Here is a 15,094-nt window from a genome sequence, read left to right on the forward strand (position 1 = left end):
GTCATCTAAAATCCTTTAATACCCGAATCAATAAATCATTCTCCTCCCTCGTCCCTATCGTGACGCGCAAACCACCCTCCAACCGGGGCGGAATATGCCGTACCCGGACAACCAGCCCGTGAGCCAACAAATAATCATACACTTCCCGATAACGAGGCGTACACGCAAGCAAGAAATTCGCCTCCGAATCATACACCCGTTCAAAACACGCCATACCCCGCAATGCCACCAACACACGCTCCCTCTCCCGTTTGATTTCCTCGACTCTCTCACGGAACAAATCCACGTTCTTCAACGCCTCCAACGCCATCCGTTGCGTCACCGAACCGATATTATAAGGCGGCTTTACCTTATTCAAATACTTCACCAATCCCGGTTCCGCCATACATATCCCCACACGCAATCCCGCCAGTCCCCACGCTTTCGACAACGTCTGCAATACCACGACATTCGGACACTCCCCCCGTAAACTTGTTGCCGACGGCACATCCGCGAAGTCGATATACGCCTCATCGACCACGACCAACCCTTCAAACCGCAACGCAACCCGCCGAATCTCATCCAAGGGAATGACATTCCCCACCGGATTATTCGGGGTACAAAAGAAAATAATCTTTGTCCGCTCATCCACCCGCTCAAAGATACGCTCCCATTCCGGCATAAAATCATCGTCCAGCACCAAGTTCCGCACCTCCGTGCCATTCACCCGGGCGCTCACCTCGTACATCGAATACCCCGGAGAAAACACGATTATATTATCCCGCCCCGGTACACAAACCGTCCGTATCAACATGTCAATCAACTCGTCACTCCCGTTCCCCAACACCAAGCGTGACACATCCACCCCCTTCAACCGGGCAACCTGCTGTTTCAGTTCCCGCTGATACGGGTCCGGATAGCGGTTATATCCCGACGCGAACGGATTCTCATTCGCGTCCAACAACACCGCCCCCGCTCCCTCGAACTCCCCGCGGGCACAAGAATACGCCTCCAGTTCCCGTATATTCTCTCTTACCAAATTCTCAAACTCCATTTTCATGTTTGTTTATAAAGTTTATAATGTTCGTAAAGTTTATAAAGTATTCCGGCAGCCTCGCTGCCGAGAACAAAGTCCCCGTACAGCCCATAAACCTCATAAATCTTATGAACTTTATGAACCTTATGAACTTTATAAACCTTACAAACTTTCAACTCGAACCCTTACCGCATTCCCGTGCGCCGTCAAATTCTCGTTATCAGCCATAATCTCTATCGTCTTCCCCAGATAAGCCAATCCCTCCGGGCGAATCTCTTGAAAACTAATCTTCTTCATAAAAGAATCTACCCCGACACCACTATACGCCCGTGCATACCCGTTCGTCGGCAACGTGTGATTCGTCCCCGAAGCATAATCCCCCGCGCTCTCCGTCGAATAATTTCCCAAGAAAACAGAACCGGCATTCCGTATCCGCGGAACCCACGCCATGTAATCCTCCACGCACAACATCAAGTGTTCCGGGGCATAAAGATTCGCCATCTCCACGCACTCCTCCCGACTATTCAACACCACGTACTTCGAACATTTCAACGCCATTTCCGCTATCGATTTGCGAGGCAATCTATCCAATTGCTCCCGCAACTCTCTTTCCACCTCTTCCACCAACCTCTCCACGCAAGTAACAAGCACCACCTGACTATCCGGACCGTGTTCCGCCTGTGATAACAAATCTGCCGCCACAAAACGAGGACAGGCAGTTCCATCCGCCACAATCATCAATTCCGACGGACCAGCCGGCATATCAATCGCCACCCCGTAACGCCCGACCATTTGTTTAGCCGCCGTCACGAAACGATTGCCCGGTCCGAAAATCTTATCTACCCGGGGTATCGTCCCCGTCCCCAACGTCAAAGCGGCAATCGCCTGAATCCCCCCAACTTTATATACCCGACTCACGCCACAAAGTTTCGCCGTCCACAAAATCACCGGATTCACCCGTCCATCCTGTCCCGGAGGCGTACAAATCACAACCTCCCGACATCCGGCAATACGTGCGGGTATAGCCAACATCAACACGGTCGAAAACAACGGCGCACTTCCTCCCGGCACATACAACCCCACGCGTTCAATCGCTCTCGCCTCCTGCCAACAACGGAAACCATTCGCGTTCACGTATTCATTAATACCCGGTAGCTGCACCTCGTGAAACCGTTCTATATTCTCCTTCGCCACACCGATAGCCTCTTTCAAATCCACGGCAACCTCCCGGTCAGCAGCTTCAAACTCTTCGTTCGTTACCTCAAAATCAGCCATCTTCACCCTATCGAAATACCACGTGTACTTCTTCAACGCCTCATCCCCATCACGAGCCACCTCATCAAACACCGCCCGACACACCTTTTCCAAATCCTCTCCCTTATTTACCGGACGTTCCAATACCTTCGCCCAATCTTCTCTTTTCGGATATAATATCTTATTCATAACCTTATTACATTAATTTTACTCAATCATTTTTTCAATCGGCACCACCAGTATCCCCTCTGCTCCCGCAGCACGCAAAGCTCCTATCGACTCCCAAAACCGATTCTCGTTCACTACCGAATGAAGCGAGTACCATCCTTTCATCCTCAACGGCATCACGGTCGGACTTTTCACCCCCGGCAACACCCTGCAAATCTCTTCCAACTTATCCTCCGGAGCGTTCAACAAAATATACTTATTACATTTCGCCGCCAACACCGCTTTAATCCGAAACATCAATTGCTCCAACAACATCCGTTTCTCCTCATCCAAATTCGGGTTCGCCACCAAAACAGCAGTAGACTTGAATAACGTGTAAACCTCCGTCAACCCGTTTTTGAAAAGCGTACTCCCCGAACTCACGATATCACAAATCGCATCCGCCAACCCAATCCCCGGCGCAATCTCTACCGACCCTGTAATCACGTGAGCCTCTGCCTGTATGTTATTCTGCTGTAAAAAATCATTCAATGTATTCGGGTACGATGTCGCAATCTTCTTCCCCTGCAACCACTCCAACCCCGTAAACTCCTCCGACTTCGGAATCGCTATCGACACCCGACACCCGGAAAAGCCCAAATCCAACAACTTCAATACATTCGCCCGTTTCTCTATTATCGTGTTCTCCCCGATAATCGCCACGTCAACCACCCCATCCTCCACGTAATGAGGGATATCCGAATTTCGTAAATAAAGCACCTCCAACGGGAAATTAGAGGCCTGTGCCATTAACTGCTCTTTCCCGTTATTAATGGAAATGCCACACTCTTTCAACAATTCGAGGGAATCCTCGTTCAAACGTCCTGACTTCTGAATCGCGACTTTCAATTTTACCATCTTTATTCGATTTTATCGTCGCACTGAATCTGGAAAGGCTATTTATGATATCGAAAAAAACAAAACGAGCCCGCCTGATTCAGGCGAGCTCGTTTATACTTTCTTTATCTCTAATTACAGCACAACAGCATCATCTCACCTGAAAACAGTGATGGCAATGATGATGCATATGATGTAACGTACTATTCATATTTTTGTCTTTTTCGTGCTGCAAATATAAGAACTAAAAATTATTCCGCAAATTTCTGCATGAATTTTTCAACTGACTGAGGCAATACCATTGCTGCTGGTGCAGGAGCTTCTTCTACATAAGGAACTAGATGCAAACCGATTTCGGTTTCATTGCTATTCTCAATAAGATCTACTATCATTGTCACCATTGAAGTCGCAAGTTCTTTGTATTCTCCTAACTGTTCCCCAAAACTTTCCAATAAAGAAGGTAGCATTTTCACGACAGGTAGCATCATTTCTTTATTTACATATATATCAACACCATCATCTGTCTTTCTCATCAACAAAGGTAATCCCTCATTTGCAGCAGCAGCCAATTGAAGCAAAGGATTCACCGATTCTGCACGCCCAACATTAGATTGCTTAGGAGAAGTTGCATCAGCAATAATTCCATTAATATTTAAAGCAATGTACAATTTATTATCAACAACATTATATAATGCCATTCCTTCAGGCGAATCTCCATAGATAGGAGTTCCACTAGTTAACAATTCATCTATATTTGTCACATATCGAGCAATAATATTACCATCATCCTTTAACGTCAACTGCGGCAACATCACCGGAAGTAACTGTCCTATATTACCAATAAATTCTTTAAAATCGTCTATCGGCATCGGACTTCCTAAAAAATCAACGGACTCTTGATCCGTATCCAAATTAAAAACTAAAGAAGTAACACTCCATTTAGCCGTCATTGAAGATTTCATCTTCGCTATCAAATTCAAACTCAACTTATCTCCGCTAATAGTTCCATCAAGAGTTACTTCTCGATTTGTATTAGTATTATTACCCGTAATCTTATCCCCTGCACGAGTGACTGCAAACACTGTTTCAGCCTCTCCCGGCAATGCTTTTTTCACTGTTAAAACAGAACCATCCAAAACAGCCTCTTTACCCGAAAGAACAAAATCACCAAGAGAAAGAGATAAATTTTCTCCGTTGTAAGTTACTGCTTTCTTATCATCATCGTCATCACTACAAGCAGTAAATAATGCCATCCCTAAAATCAACAACCATAAAAACCGATTTTTCATACTTCATTAAATATTAATTAGACATCTTTTTATAATCAAACGTGCTATCAACAAACCTTCGTTTATTACGCCACGTAGCTATTTACCCAGCAAAAAACGTGCAATTTTAATCAGAAGTTACAAGTGATTTGCAATTTTAACACTTCAAGATTCACAGATGTTTAATTATCACCTCTTTAAAAATTTAAAAATTCAACAAATTATAGCCATATAGTGCCATACTTCTTTTTGATTTTACTTGAAAAATATTTATTCATACGCTATTAATAAACGAAGGTTTATTGATATTACACAAATTTGATTATAAAAAGATGTCTAATTAATATTTAATGAAGTATGAAAAACAAACTTTTAATGCTATTAGCTTTAAGTATCGCATTCTTTTCCGGTTGTAAAGACGATGATGATCCGGTGCCACCCACAATAGATAAAGTTATCGGTCAATATTCCGGGGAAAAACTAAAAGCTACTATTGACGGTGTTGCTGCGACAGAAAATGCCTCTGTACAAATCATTCAAAATGAAAACAATACCACCTCTTTTAAATTAATAAATATAGTTCCCGGTTTCCCCGAATTTGAAATTCCCAATGTTACTTTTGAAGCCCTCAGCCGTTCTTACTACAGTCAGTTATCAGGCTCTATAACAGATAATGTCAGTGGTTACGCGGTTCAAGCACAAGCAAACGTAGAGGATGATATCATGGAAATCAACATCACAATTAAAGAAATTGAAGGAGAACCGACAAGTGCCGAAACTTTCTATAATAAAACATTCAAAGGAGAGATGGCTATCAGTCTAGGCATGGAGCCTATAACCATGACTCAACGCGTATACGTGAGCAAGCCCTCCAAGAATGCCCCAAATTGTCTTAGCTTGAAAATTGAAAATTTCTCTTTCCAAGGCATCAATTTAGGAACAATCCAATTGGATACGATTCCATTTGTTAAAAGAGGAGATGTATACGGTTTCACCGCAAAAGACAGAGAAATTTCTGATCTGGAAATCCCCGGAGTAACAGGAGTAAAACTAACCGCACGCGGAGCCATTATTGAAAACCATCTCATGAAATTGAATCTCGTTGTCGATGCAACACCACTAACTGTCAACGTTACTTTCACGGGTGACACGGTTACTGAAAGTACAGATACGAAAATTCAACTAACTGTTAAAGGAGATGCAGTGGCAAGTCAACCAGATAATTCGAAAACAGCTTCCATTTATATTTTCAAAATCTGGGAAACGGCTACTGCCAGTCAATTAATGTTAACCCCGGAAATCAAACTTCCCAAAGGAGCAACCTTGGATTCCGTGGTTGTCCGCTATTCAGACGGAACAAAAGCAATACTTGGGGAAAAAGACGCTATAGACTTTTCCAAAATCGAAGGAGAAAAATATGACGTAAGATATTATATCACCCCGGAAGATGTACGCTATCCCTCCACCAAAACTCTCCGCTTGGAGAAAATGCCGGAATTCAAGTCAGTTTACAAAATGGAAAACTGGATTACTCCCGAAGAAGCCAAATACCAAGTGCCTGTAAATATGGCAAGTTCTAATGCCGCCGCAGATTTTTTTCCTTTATCGGGAATGTTTATTGGTCAAACTCTAACAGCAGAACCTTACCCCGTAAGTCAAGACGGCGATGCAGCCAAGATCCTGACAAGAGACACTTACGGCGGATACGCTTTAATTGCTGTATTGCCTAAAGTTACAGCAGGCACCTTATTTAACGGTACATTTGAATTAGATGCATTAGCACCCCTAAAAAGTACTCATTTCGGAGAAGCTTATCGAGGTACAAAAACACCCGCAACATTCAAATTCACCTATAAATACACACCGGGACCTAAATTCTTCAACACGATAATCACCGGTGAAGGAGCAAATACAAAAGTCACCGCACAAGAAGTACCCGACAAAACAGACGAATGTTCTCTGATTGCCTATGTGTATGAAGTGGATTCCTATGATGATTATCTGGATGGAACAAACATTAACGATTCCAAGAAAGTCATCTTAAAAGCTGCTTTCAGTAGTGGAGTGCAAAACAGTTTTATTGAAAAAACAATCAATTTTGAACCCACGGGAAACGGTTCATTCGACCCAGCTAACAAAAAATACAAAATAGCCATCGTTTGTACCCCAAGTAAAGAAGGTGATGCTTATAAAGGTGCACCCGAAAGTACTCTATGGATAAAATCGCTGGAAGTAACTTATCAATAAAGTCCACTTTAGTTACAGATATATTTGAAAAAACAAGGTGTATCATTTTAATCAATGATACACCTTGCAATATGTTAGAATCGAATCAAATTATTCTGCCGGTACAAAATTCAAACCGACTTGCATCTCAGTAGTAGCCTCCAATGCTCCCGGCAAATTTTCCATAATAGGTCCGAGTTCTACAGCTACTCCCATATACTCAAACGAAGCATCATCCGGAATCAAACCACTAACTAACGGAATAATAGGCCCCAACTGTTTTAACAACACTTCATCAACATACACTTTCAACGCACCTGTTTCTGTTGTCAACTCGAAATGAACAGGCACTCCCCCATCCAATAGTTGAGCAAGAATATTCTCTAACGAACTACCGCCCGTGGAACGTCCTGCATTATCCTTTTCTACTTGACGCATAATCATCTCCAAGTTCAAGAAGACATAACAGATCCCGTCTTTCACGTAATAATGAGCTAAATTTAACGGGGACAATTGCCAGTCGGCTTCCGGCTCCGGATTATCCTCCGTGGCTGTGGCCGCATTATAAGTTGCAACAATGTTACCATCTTTCTGGAAAGTCACATTTTGTAAATAATTTTTTAACTCCGTTCCCAACATACCGGGAGCCATTGTCGCTATCAACCCTGTCGTGATAGTCATCTCTACCGGACGTCCAAAAATTTGTACAGTTATTGTTGTCAAAGGATAATCATGAGGTTTCCATGTCATACTGACAGACGACATATCCCATTTACCAATCAAATCATTCTCCTCAAATTCGACATTAACACTAAGAGCTAATTTACCCTTTTCAATCGAACCATCCAACGTTACCTTACGGGCATCATTTTTATTCTCTGCAACAAACGTGTAAATAGAATTATCACGATTCAAAACGATATCCGAAAATACCGTTTCTTTTTCCCCCGGAACAACATTGTTCAATTTTAAGGTAGCTTTTACACCATCGGCAGAATTAAAATCTACACTTTTCCCAGCTAACACGGAATTACTATATTTCAAATCTAAAACATTATCCGTGCTTGCCTCTGAATAGGTACCATTAAAGTCCTTGGGGCTTTTTTTGTTATCGTCATCACTACATGCCGAAAATAACACAACTCCCAAAAACAGCACTAAAAATAAAAAATTGTTTCTCATCATAACTTTAAATTACCCGATTATTTATAACACTCTATTTGATAACAGGAATTTTATAAACACTTTCACTTCATGTTCGTCGGAACAAATTCCTAGGTTTTCTTTTACAACAAAGACCAAGCCCGCGTTACAAATTATCGCCTCTATCTCCGCAACAGAACAAGAATTAACATGTCTATTCCCGCAAATATAAAAATTAACACTTTATTTCACTACCTTTGTTTCGGATTAACGGCTAAAAAATAAACATATGAAATCCCATTACCCGGCCCCGCGAAGCAGAAGCTTCGAAGTCAAAGAGGAGAATACTCTCATGCCTTTCTTGTTACAAGCTCTGCACGACCAAAGTAGAACTACCGTGAAATCACTACTCGCTCACAGACTTGTACAAGTGAACAACCGCCCGACCACACAATTTGACACACGTCTGAATCCGGGCGATACGGTCACCGTCGGCATGAACAAAACTGCAGCCCCTTTCCACCACCCGATGTTGACCATCCTGCATGAAGATGATGATTTAATCGTCGCTGAAAAAGCGAGCGGCCTGCTCTCCATGGGAACGGAACGGGACAAGACGAAAACAGCGTATCATATATTGAACGATTACGTGAAAAACAAAAATCCCCGGAACCACGTTTTCATCCTTCACCGTCTGGATAAAGAAACATCCGGAATCATGATGTTCGCGAAGAACGCTAAAGTACAGGAAAAGCTACAAAAAGACTGGAATAACATGATTCTGGAACGAAAATACGTGGCTATCATCGAGGGCTGCCCGCGACAAGAGCACGGGCAAATAAAATCATACATATCAGAAAACCGCGCCTTCGTCGTTCACTCCTCCAAAGACGGTAAACTGGCAATCACGAACTACACCGTATTAAAATCCGACAGGCAGTTCTCGCTCGTCGAATTGGATCTGGAAACCGGTCGCAAGAACCAAATCAGAGTACACATGCAGGAGATAGGACATCCGGTCACCGGGGATAAAAAATACGGTGCCATGAAGAATCCTTTGCGCCGCTTGGCATTGCACGCCTTCAAGCTCCATTTCATTCACCCCGTCACCGGAAAAGAAATGAATTTTGAAACTCCCGTACCCGCCAAGTTCACCGCCTTATTCAAATAAAAGAGCGACACGAGAATTAACAACCCTATTTCAAGGGACGACCTACCTTTTCGGACGGATTTAGAGTGGCTTTTGGGCGGATTGTAGGCGGCATCGCCTACTATTCGCCCACGCACTACCCACACTTCGCCCACGTTTTAACAGATTGTAAACAGACACGCTACTCGCATGCCATTCGCACACCCAAGCAACAAAAAAGCAACCAGAAACCTATTCCCGGCAAATCGGGTATAAAAGGGGTTATTCTGCATGTACTTATCCCTTGAAAACAAAACGGGGAATGCCCGTGAAAAGCATTCCCCGTCGATATCAAAATATTATGACTAAAACAACGATTCTATTAACTGGTCATCAGCGTAGTTCGGCAACGTCACTTTCAGATTCGGATTTGCCTCCATCGCACGTTTGATAGCGAACACGGCACCCTCGTTACGCGCCCAGCTACGACGAGAAATTCCGTTATTCACGTCCCAGAACAACATGCTCTTCAGACGTCTGTCGCTATCGGCAGAACCATCCAACAACATCCCGAAACCGCCGTTAATCACTTCTCCCCAACCGACACCGCCACCATTGTGAATGGATACCCAAGTCGCACCGCGGAAAGAATCCCCGATCACGTTCTGGATTGCCATATCGGCAGTGAAACGAGAACCGTCATATATATTGGACGTTTCGCGATAAGGAGAATCCGTACCGGACACGTCATGATGGTCACGTCCCAAAATCACGGGAGCGGAAATCTCACCGGCAGCAATAGCCTTGTTGAAAGCCTCGGCAATCTTGATACGTCCCTCTGCATCCGCGTACAGGATACGGGCTTGAGAGCCGACAACCAAATGATTTTCCATCGCCGCCTTAATCCAACGGATATTATCCGCCATCTGTTGTTGTATCTCTTTCGGGGAATGAGTCATGATCTCTTCCAACACACGAGCCGCGATCTCGTCGGTCTTAGCCAAATCCTTCGGGTCGCCACTGGAACATACCCAACGGAACGGGCCGAACCCGTAATCGAAACACATCGGTCCCATGATGTCCTGCACGTAAGACGGGTATTTGAAATCACCGTTCGGTTTCAAAATATCCGCACCCGCGCGGGAAGACTCCAACAAGAACGCGTTCCCGTAATCAAAGAAATAAGTATTGAAACGAGCCACGCATTTATTGATAGCCGCCACGTGACGACGCAAAGATTCCTGCACCTTCTGTTTAAACAGTTCGGGTTCTTCCGCCATCATACGATTGGCATCCTCGAAACTAACGCCTGCGGGATAATATCCGCCCGCCCAAGGATTGTGCAAAGAAGTCTGGTCGGAACCTAACTCGACAGGAATATCTCCTTCCGCGAAATGTTCCCAAACATCCACGATATTACCTTGGAAAGCGATAGAAACCACCTCTTTCTTCTCGCGAGCAACTTTCACGCGCTCCACCAACTTATCCAAATCATCAAATACCTCATCCACCCAACCTTGAGAATGGCGAGTATGTGTCGCTTTCGGGTTAATCTCGGCAGTGATACTGATACAACCGGCTATATTTCCGGCTTTCGGCTGTGCCCCGGACATACCGCCCAACCCGGCAGTGATAAACAATTTCCCGGCAAGTCCCTCGCCATGTTTGGAAATCTTGCGACCTGCATTCAAAACCGTGATCGTCGTACCGTGCACGATACCCTGCGGTCCGATATACATGAATGAACCGGCAGTCATCTGCCCGTATTGAGAAACTCCCAGAGCATTGAAACGTTCCCAATCATCCGGTTTGGAATAGTTCGGAATAACCATACCGTTGGTCACAACCACACGGGGAGCATCCTTGTGAGAAGGGTACAGTCCCATCGGATGACCGGAATACAACACCAGCGTCTGCTCGTCCGTCATTTCCGACAGATACTTCATCGCCAGACGATACTGCGCCCAGTTTTGGAACACGGCACCATTCCCCCCGTAAGTAATCAACTCGTGAGGATGTTGCGCCACGGCATAATCCAAATTATTGCTCATCATCAACATAATCCCCGCGGCTTGCAAACTCTTGTGCGGATAATCATTGATATTACGAGCGAACATCTTGTAGTCGGGACGGAAACGATACATATAAATACGCCCGTATTTTTCCAACTCCTCGGCAAATTCCGGGGCTAACACGGCGTGATGTTTCGGGTCAAAATACCGCAAGGCATTACGAATCGCTAATTTTTTCTCTTCTTTCGTGAGAATATCTTTCCGCTTGGGAGCATGGTTGATCTCCGGCTCGTACGTTTTGGGAGCCGGTAACTCCGCCGGGATACCTTCCCGGATTGATTGTTGAAACTCTTGTAATGTCATTATAATTATATTTTACTATCTATTATTTCAATAACCACACGGCATACAAACTAGTACCGCTATCATCCGATTTTCAGCGTATAGCCTACTTATCAGTTCGCTAAATTAATACATTCCAATGGTTTTTTCCATTAATTGGGGCATTTTTTTGCTATACGCTTTCAAATCATTCACTCCAACATCTCGTAATAAAGAGATAAAACACTACTTTTGTAGGACAAAAAAGCACATATCATGAATGTAAGAATAGGAGATATCGTTCGGTTTATATCCGAAAAACTAGAAGGAAAAGTAACGGGCATCATAGATAACAACACGGTAAACGTGTTCTGTGACGAATATGGTTTCGAGATACCCGCCTCGACCAATGACCTTGTCGTGATACACACGGATTCTGCCCCGGTAAACAAAATCAACGCATCACCCGCGGCAAAACAAAAAAACGTGGTGATGCAATCAGCCGATACCGTCTACCTTGCATTCGTACCCGAGAACTTCAATGATCTCACGGGTAGCCGTTTCGACATTTATCTCGTGAACGATACCACGCAGACAAGCTTGTATTCCATTTCGTTCCATGACGGGGAAAAATACACCGGTATCACGGCAGGCAACAGCAACCCCGACACCACTTACCTGATCGGTAATTATTCATTGAAAGAACTGGACAACATCAAAGGAATTCATGTACAAGCCGTCTTTTATCAAAAGGGTGTTCACCAGTTGAGAAACGCCATAGACGCACAAATCAAGATCGTGCCCACCAACCTCTGCAAAACTGGGGCATACAAGCATACCCGCTGGTTCAACACGATCACCTTGCTCCGCCCGCTTGACAAAGAAAGCATTGTTAAAGAAGAAGGTCTGGAAGTTATCCCGGAGCAATTCTTGGAGAAAGCCGCTCCGAAACCGGAAGACAAACAACACGAACGTCCCCATAAACAAATGGTTGGCAACATACTTGAAGTAGACCTCCACATTAGCCAGTTACTGGAAACCACTGTCGGAATGGATAATAAAGATATGTTGGAATACCAAATGGACGTTTTTCACAAAACACTGGAAGAGTATAAACTGCGGCGGGGTATGAAAATCGTGTTCATACACGGAAAAGGCGACGGCGTGTTAAGACAACGCATTCACTGGGAACTGCAAACCAAATACAAACGGTTCAACCATCAGGATGCCTCTTTCAAACAATACGGTTACGGGGCTACAATGGTCACGATCAAGTAAATTATATATTAAAGGAATATCAAAACAATCCCGTATTTCATAAGAAATCAATTGGGGATTAAAAAAAAGCTGTTCGAATATTATTTCAAACAGCTTTTCTATTTTATTAGAAGACGATTCTATTCAATGGTTAGAATATTCACGCATTCAATTCGCCCAAATAACGTTCCACGTCAATAGCGGCACGGCAACCGGTTCCGGCAGCAGCGATACCTTGACGATACGTCGGGTCCATCACGTCACCGGCAGCAAATACCCCGGGAACATTTGTCTTGCAAGACTTACCCTCGGTGATGATATACCCTTGTTCATCCAACTCGATGAATTTCTTGAATACATCCGTGTTCGGGGTATGACCGATAGCCAAGAAGAATCCGTCGATTTTGATTTCTTTGGTTGCCTCTTCCGGGGTACCTTTTTTGTACACAAGACGAGCTCCCTCTACCCCCATATCAGAACCGAGTAACTCCAACGTGTTGTGCTCGAACAATACTTCGATGTTCTTCGTGTTAAACACACGTGCCTGCATAGCTTTTGAAGCTCTCAAGTAATTCTTACGAACGATCAAATATACCTTACGACACAATCCGGCCAAATAAGTAGCCTCCTCGCAAGCAGTGTCACCACCACCTACCACGGCAACATCTTTCCCACGATAGAAGAACCCGTCACAAGTAGCACAAGCGCTCACCCCGGCTCCCCGGAACGCTTCTTCCGACGGCAATCCCAAATATTTAGCGGTAGCACCCGTGGCGATAATCACGGCATCAGCCTCGATTACTTTCTCCCCGTCAACCGTCACTTTATGAGGATGCCCGGAAAAATCCACATCACTCACGATACCGAAACGGATATCCGTACCGAAACGCTCGGCTTGTTTTCTCATATCCTCCATCATCACCGGTCCGGTAACACCTTCCGGGTACCCCGGGAAGTTTTCTACTTCGGTCGTGGTCGTCAACTGTCCACCCATTTGTATTCCCGTGTAAAGCACCGGGTTCAAATTAGCTCTTGAAGCATATATCGCGGCAGTGTATCCGGCAGGTCCTGAACCTATAATCAAACACTTAACTCTTTCTATTGCATTTTCTGTAGACATAAATTATTCCTTTTATTAATTTACAATGTATCTATTCCACGTAACGATTCGCAAAGTTACCAAAAAAAAATTGTACCTCCAATCTTTTCCACCCCACTCTCTTTTTTCTCCCCGCAATTCTCTGAAAGCCTACACCATAAGCGATATTTACATTTTTTTTCGCATCAACGTGCATCATTACAAAAATTCTTACTATATTTGCATCCGAATTCGGGATGTAGCTCAGCCCGGTAGAGTCCACGTCTGGGGGGCGTGTTGTCGCAGGTTCAAATCCTGTCATCCCGACAGAAAGCGGTTTAGTAAATTGAAAAACAATTTATTAAACCGCTTCCCCATTTTACAGCCGGGACAAGAACGGGACAAGATAATATTACATATATTTCTTTGCATACTTACAACTGATGCGAGAGAGCAAAAAAAAATGACAAATAACGAAAAAACACGAATTGACGAGATCGTTTCCTCCCCCCCCCACAACTTTACACGGGGTCAGGCCTGAAGAGTTGGGATTTCCGCCACTGTAGACGCGGATTCGACTTTCGTTATTGGCATAACTAAAAGTTTTAAGAATTAAAAAAAAGAGAGGCAGTCGCTACCAGCAACATCAACCAAAATTGATAAGTCTCGCGGTTTGCACCCGTACGCTGCCTCTATATTATAAGAATACTTCTTTGCATGAATACTTTGATTTAATGTTGTTGGTAGTGCATAGATAAGAAAAGAACCGGAACCTATTGCAATTTGTCTCTAAATTTACTCCATTTTTTACACAAAAATCCCGCCATTCTCATGGCGGGTTTCCCTCTAAAGTTGTAAAAGTTTCAGAGATGCTCTATGACCAGAGCCGTACGTTTAATATTATTACTCAAATCGAGTAACGCATTCAATAATATCTTTTTTTCATCTGCAGTAAACTGCACTTCTTTATTCCTAATCTTCAGACCATTTATACGCTGACTTAACCACGAGCGACTTTTACCAAAATAATGTCGGGCAACATAAGACCATGAAATAGATTCATATATCCCATCCAAATAGGCACGTAACGTGTCGTCATACACTTTCTCTGCCTGCTCACAGGCTTTAGCAGCACCATCAATAAATGCTTTGGCGAGAACCTTACGATCTTCTGTTGACTTCGAAGCAACAAATGCCTCCATCTCTTCACGAAACTCACGTTCCTCTTCCCCGGAAGAAAGAACCATAAACTTCGCTTTCATCTGCTCCAATTCATTGTTCAATTTTTCGTAATTTGCCATATCTTAAACATTTTAAATTGTAAAGTTTCTTTGGGACACCCCAAAA

Annotated in this window: 11 protein-coding genes and 1 tRNA gene; 4 read left to right on the plus strand and 8 right to left on the minus strand. The window is 43.9% G+C overall.

Annotation, left to right across the window (positions count from 1 at the left end):
* Nucleotide 1: 1 nt before the first annotated feature.
* The 4 genes from hisC to ACK8P8_RS10255 all read right to left on the minus strand — a co-directional run bounded on the left by hisC (nucleotide 2) and on the right by ACK8P8_RS10255 (nucleotide 4,602).
* Nucleotides 2–1,033: a histidinol-phosphate transaminase gene (hisC, locus tag ACK8P8_RS10240; RefSeq protein WP_369858880.1), complete on the minus strand. Its 1,032-nt coding sequence runs from the start codon at nucleotides 1,031–1,033 to the stop codon at nucleotides 2–4.
* Between the two features lie 144 nt (nucleotides 1,034–1,177).
* On the minus strand, nucleotides 1,178–2,458 hold the full coding sequence (gene hisD / locus ACK8P8_RS10245; RefSeq protein ID WP_369858881.1) for a histidinol dehydrogenase: 1,281 nt from the start codon (nucleotides 2,456–2,458) through the stop codon (nucleotides 1,178–1,180).
* Nucleotides 2,459–2,476: 18 nt separating this feature from the next.
* Nucleotides 2,477–3,334 carry an ATP phosphoribosyltransferase gene (gene hisG / locus ACK8P8_RS10250; RefSeq protein WP_186976253.1) on the minus strand — a complete coding sequence of 286 codons (858 nt, stop codon included), beginning with the start codon at nucleotides 3,332–3,334 and terminating at the stop codon, nucleotides 2,477–2,479.
* A gap of 230 nt (nucleotides 3,335–3,564) precedes the next feature.
* On the minus strand, nucleotides 3,565–4,602 hold the full coding sequence (locus ACK8P8_RS10255; protein ID WP_369858882.1) for a hypothetical protein: 1,038 nt from the start codon (nucleotides 4,600–4,602) through the stop codon (nucleotides 3,565–3,567).
* 336 nt (nucleotides 4,603–4,938) lie between these two features.
* Here ACK8P8_RS10255 and ACK8P8_RS10260 point away from each other — a divergent pair, with 336 nt between their 5' ends.
* Nucleotides 4,939–6,828 carry a PCMD domain-containing protein gene (locus ACK8P8_RS10260; RefSeq protein ID WP_369858883.1) on the plus strand — a complete coding sequence of 630 codons (1,890 nt, stop codon included), beginning with the start codon at nucleotides 4,939–4,941 and terminating at the stop codon, nucleotides 6,826–6,828.
* A 90-nt stretch (nucleotides 6,829–6,918) separates the two neighbouring features.
* On the opposite strand, the gene ACK8P8_RS10265 is transcribed toward ACK8P8_RS10260, so the two are convergent.
* Nucleotides 6,919–7,992 carry a DUF4925 domain-containing protein gene (locus tag ACK8P8_RS10265; protein ID WP_369858884.1) on the minus strand — a complete coding sequence of 358 codons (1,074 nt, stop codon included), beginning with the start codon at nucleotides 7,990–7,992 and terminating at the stop codon, nucleotides 6,919–6,921.
* A gap of 247 nt (nucleotides 7,993–8,239) precedes the next feature.
* Between ACK8P8_RS10265 and ACK8P8_RS10270 the strand changes: the two genes are divergently transcribed.
* Nucleotides 8,240–9,121, plus strand: a complete 882-nt coding sequence (locus ACK8P8_RS10270) for an RluA family pseudouridine synthase (RefSeq protein WP_186976250.1) — start codon at nucleotides 8,240–8,242, stop codon at nucleotides 9,119–9,121.
* Nucleotides 9,122–9,444: 323 nt separating this feature from the next.
* On the opposite strand, the gene hutU is transcribed toward ACK8P8_RS10270, so the two are convergent.
* Nucleotides 9,445–11,454, minus strand: a complete 2,010-nt coding sequence (gene hutU / locus ACK8P8_RS10275) for a urocanate hydratase (protein ID WP_099293778.1) — start codon at nucleotides 11,452–11,454, stop codon at nucleotides 9,445–9,447.
* Nucleotides 11,455–11,688: 234 nt separating this feature from the next.
* Here hutU and ACK8P8_RS10280 point away from each other — a divergent pair, with 234 nt between their 5' ends.
* On the plus strand, nucleotides 11,689–12,690 hold the full coding sequence (locus ACK8P8_RS10280; protein ID WP_369858885.1) for a DUF2027 domain-containing protein: 1,002 nt from the start codon (nucleotides 11,689–11,691) through the stop codon (nucleotides 12,688–12,690).
* Nucleotides 12,691–12,829: 139 nt separating this feature from the next.
* Here ACK8P8_RS10280 and trxB read toward each other — a convergent pair whose 3' ends face one another.
* Nucleotides 12,830–13,789, minus strand: a complete 960-nt coding sequence (trxB, locus tag ACK8P8_RS10285) for a thioredoxin-disulfide reductase (RefSeq protein WP_099293780.1) — start codon at nucleotides 13,787–13,789, stop codon at nucleotides 12,830–12,832.
* A gap of 211 nt (nucleotides 13,790–14,000) precedes the next feature.
* On the opposite strand from trxB, the gene ACK8P8_RS10290 reads away from it, so the two are divergent.
* Nucleotides 14,001–14,074 (plus strand) — tRNA-Pro (locus ACK8P8_RS10290).
* A 536-nt stretch (nucleotides 14,075–14,610) separates the two neighbouring features.
* Here the strand turns inward: ACK8P8_RS10290 and ACK8P8_RS10295 are convergent.
* Nucleotides 14,611–15,048, minus strand: a complete 438-nt coding sequence (locus ACK8P8_RS10295) for a DUF5053 domain-containing protein (RefSeq protein WP_186978391.1) — start codon at nucleotides 15,046–15,048, stop codon at nucleotides 14,611–14,613.
* Nucleotides 15,049–15,094 lie beyond the last annotated feature (46 nt).

It is taken from the genome of Butyricimonas muris (genome assembly GCF_046365375.1).
In the GTDB taxonomy this organism is placed as follows: Bacteria; Bacteroidota; Bacteroidia; order Bacteroidales; family Marinifilaceae; genus Butyricimonas; species Butyricimonas muris.

Excerpts from the sequence above, each read along its gene's own strand:
- hutU (WP_099293778.1), bottom strand. The coding sequence starts at position 11,454 with ATGACATTACAAGAGTTTCAACAATCAATCCGGGAAGGTATCCCGGCG.
- ACK8P8_RS10295 (WP_186978391.1), bottom strand. The coding sequence starts at position 15,048 with ATGGCAAATTACGAAAAATTGAACAATGAATTGGAGCAGATGAAAGCG.
- trxB (WP_099293780.1), bottom strand. The coding sequence starts at position 13,789 with ATGTCTACAGAAAATGCAATAGAAAGAGTTAAGTGTTTGATTATAGGT.
- hisC (WP_369858880.1), bottom strand. The coding sequence starts at position 1,033 with ATGGAGTTTGAGAATTTGGTAAGAGAGAATATACGGGAACTGGAGGCG.
- ACK8P8_RS10260 (WP_369858883.1), top strand. The coding sequence starts at position 4,939 with ATGAAAAACAAACTTTTAATGCTATTAGCTTTAAGTATCGCATTCTTT.
- hisD (WP_369858881.1), bottom strand. The coding sequence starts at position 2,458 with ATGAATAAGATATTATATCCGAAAAGAGAAGATTGGGCGAAGGTATTG.
- ACK8P8_RS10270 (WP_186976250.1), top strand. The coding sequence starts at position 8,240 with ATGAAATCCCATTACCCGGCCCCGCGAAGCAGAAGCTTCGAAGTCAAA.
- ACK8P8_RS10255 (WP_369858882.1), bottom strand. The coding sequence starts at position 4,602 with ATGAAAAATCGGTTTTTATGGTTGTTGATTTTAGGGATGGCATTATTT.
- ACK8P8_RS10265 (WP_369858884.1), bottom strand. The coding sequence starts at position 7,992 with ATGATGAGAAACAATTTTTTATTTTTAGTGCTGTTTTTGGGAGTTGTG.
- ACK8P8_RS10280 (WP_369858885.1), top strand. The coding sequence starts at position 11,689 with ATGAATGTAAGAATAGGAGATATCGTTCGGTTTATATCCGAAAAACTA.
- hisG (WP_186976253.1), bottom strand. The coding sequence starts at position 3,334 with ATGGTAAAATTGAAAGTCGCGATTCAGAAGTCAGGACGTTTGAACGAG.